Genomic DNA, 1,728 nt, shown 5'->3' on the forward strand with positions numbered 1-1,728 from the left:
AAGTTATTCGTCGACTACTCAGGCGACAAGATAGCGATCATCAATGCGCAAACGGGTGAGATCCGGGAGGCCGAGTTGTTCGTGGCCGTACTGGGGGCGTCGAACTACACCTATGCGGAAGCAACCTGGACCCAGCAGAGTTCTGATTGGATTGGCTCTCACATTCGAACATTCGAATTTATGGGCGGTTGTCCTGAGATCGTCACGCCTGACAACCTCAAATCGGGCGTGCACAAGCCGAGCTTCTACGATCCCATTATCAATCGGACATACGGAGAAATGGCCTCGCATTATTCTGTGGCGGTCATCCCAGCCCGCAGTAAAAAGCCCCGTGATAAAGCCAAGGTCGAGCAAGGCGTGCTCCTTGTCCAGCGCTACATTCTCGCCCGACTTCGCAAGCACCGCTTCTTTAGCCTGACCGAGGCAAACTCCGCGATCGCGACACTCCTGGTCGACTTGAACAACAAAGCCTTCAAGAAGCTGCCGGGATCTCGCCGCAGCACTTTCGATGATTTCGAGCGCTCATCGCTGAAGGCGCTTCCGTCACAGCGCTATCAATATGCTGATTGGAAGGTAGCGCGCGTGGGGCCTGATTACCACGTCGACATCGACGTTCACTATTACTCTGTACCGCACCGCTTCGCGCGTCAACAGGTCGACGTTCGATATACGAACGGGACAGTCGAGATCTTCCACCGAGGCACGCGTATCGCCGCCCACGCGCGAAGCACTCGGCGCGGTCACCACAGTACGGTTAATGCGCACATGCCGCCTCATCATCAAGAGGTCAGTGGGTGGGGGCCGCAGCGGCTGTACGACTGGGCCATACGCATCGGGCCGCACACCGCCGCCGTGATCCAGCACCTGCTTGGCGGCCGCCAGCATCCCCAACAAGCCTACCGCGCTTGCCTTGGCGTCCTTCGCCTGGGCAAAGACCACGGCAATGCACGGCTGGAGGCCGCGTGCTGCCGTGCCATCGATCTGAAGGCGCCAAGCTACCGCTTCATTAGCTCGACGCTTAAGAACGGCCTGGACCAGTCGCCTCAGACAGAAGCGGATCAGGCCAGCTTACCGCTCACACATCCCAATGTGCGCGGCCCGGACTACTATCATTGAAGAGGCCATATGCTCAAACATCCAACAATCGACAAGCTTCACGCGCTGAGGCTGAGCGGCATGGCATCCGCCTTGACGCAACAGCAGAACAATCCTGATATCGAAGCGCTGGGCTTCGAGGAGCGTTTAGGCTTGCTTGTTGAGCGCGAAGCAAGCGAACGCGAATCCAGGCAGACATCATCGCGCCTTCGGCGTGCCAAACTGAAGTTCTCCGATGCCGTGGCCGAAGACATCGACTACCGAACCCCGCGCGGGCTTGATCGTGCACTCATGAGCCGCTTGCTAACTGGCGATTGGATCCGGGAAAAGCACAACACGCTCATTATTGGCGCGACCGGCCTAGGTAAGACCTGGCTTGGATGCGCGCTCGCCAATCAGGCCTGCCGTCTAGGCTACACAGTGGCCTATCTCAAGATGCCCAGACTCGCCGAGGAGCTCGCTATCGCGCACGGCAGCGGTCGATATGCGCGAGCGCTCGCGCAGTGGGCCAAGACGGATGTACTGCTGATGGATGACTTCGCGATGGCGCCAATGCCCGACAGCGCTCGGCGTGATCTGCTCGAAATACTTGATGATCGCCACGGCCGTCGCTCAACCATTGCAACAAGCCAG

At 58.7% G+C, this 1,728-nt stretch carries 2 protein-coding genes; both read left to right on the forward strand.

The window, feature by feature from the left end; genetic code table 11:
• A partial coding sequence (gene istA / locus AWB81_RS42680; protein WP_062644582.1) for an IS21 family transposase occupies positions 1–1,116 on the forward strand: 1,116 nt, incomplete at its 5' end.
• A 9-nt stretch (positions 1,117–1,125) separates the two neighbouring features.
• The coding region (locus tag AWB81_RS42685) for an ATP-binding protein (protein WP_062644584.1) at positions 1,126–1,728 on the forward strand (603 nt) is incomplete at its 3' end.

The sequence above is a fragment of the Caballeronia arationis genome (assembly GCF_001544975.2).
GTDB lineage: Bacteria > Pseudomonadota > Gammaproteobacteria > Burkholderiales > Burkholderiaceae > Caballeronia > Caballeronia arationis.